This is a genomic window from Acidovorax sp. KPB24-07 (assembly GCF_057543315.1).
Map to the genome: position 1 here is coordinate 1 of NZ_BAAJYS010000742.1, position 1,065 is coordinate 1,065.

Below are 1,065 nucleotides of genomic sequence, written 5' to 3' on the forward strand. Positions count from 1 at the left end.
CTCGCGGTCGTCGCTGGGGTGGCGGCCGTCGATCTCCACGCGCCCGCCGTCGGGCCGCAGGATGCCGGACAGGATCTTGATGGTGGTCGATTTGCCCGCGCCGTTCGGCCCGATGAAGCCCAGCAGCTCGCCGCGCTCCAGCGTGAACGACACCCCCGACAGCGCCGCCACCCGTGCGCGTGCGCCGGTGCAGCAGCCCGCGCAGCGCGCCGCCCAGGCCCGGCGCGCGCTCGGCGATGCGGTAGGTCTTGACGAGCTGATCGACGAGGATGTGGGCCATGGGAACGGGGGCGCCGCTGCGGGCGGGCCGCAAGGGCGTGGGCGGGAGCGATGTGCGAAGGGGCGCCGATTCTATCGGCGTGCAGGGCGCGGCGCCCCGTGCCCGCTCAGTGGTGGCCCGTGCGGGCGAGGTAACGCTTGCGCCAGAACAGCGCGATCAGCGCCACCGCGATCACCGTCATCGAGCCCATCGCCCACCAGAAGCCGTCCTGCTTGTGCACCAGCGGAATGAACTCGAAGTTCATGCCGAAGATGCCCGCGATGAGGTTCAGCGGCAGGAACACGGCGGTGAGCGCCGTGAGCGTGCGCATGATGTCGTTGGTGCGGTTGCTCTGCACGCTGAAATGCATCTGCACCGCCGTCTCGGTGCTCTGCTCCAGCCGGCGCACGTGGTGCACCACGCGCTCGATGTGCTCCAGCACGTCGCGGCTGCGCACCTTGAGCAGGTCCAGCTCGCGCTGCAGCGCCGGGGTTTCGGGCTCGGGCCAGGTCTCCACCGCATCGATCCAGTCCTGCACGGCGGTGTTCTGGTCTTCGCAGATCTCGTCGAGCTGGTGCAGCGCCAGCCGGGCCTCCAGCAGTGCGCTCCAGTTGGCAAAGCGCGCGCGGGGCTTGAGCAGCTCGGCCTGCCAGTGGTCGAGCTGCCGGCTCAGTTCCCGGCGCAAATCCAGGTAGCCGTCCACGATCAGGTTGACCACGCGCATCATCAGATCGGCGGGCGAGGTCGGCAGGCGCGCCACGGGCGAGGAGCCCGGCGGCCGGTGGTCGCGCGGCGCATCGCCCCGG

1 protein-coding gene and 1 pseudogene are annotated in these 1,065 nt (G+C 70.9%); both read right to left on the reverse strand.

The genetic code is table 11. The annotated features are described in order from the left end of the window. Window positions 1-280: pseudogene (locus tag AC27IQ_RS25460) on the reverse strand (ATP-binding cassette domain-containing protein); the annotation flags it as partial. Window positions 281-386: 106 nt separating this feature from the next. Then, window positions 387-1,065, reverse strand: a 679-nt coding sequence (locus AC27IQ_RS25465; protein ID WP_487091290.1) for a magnesium transporter CorA family protein, incomplete at its 5' end; no start/stop codon positions are given.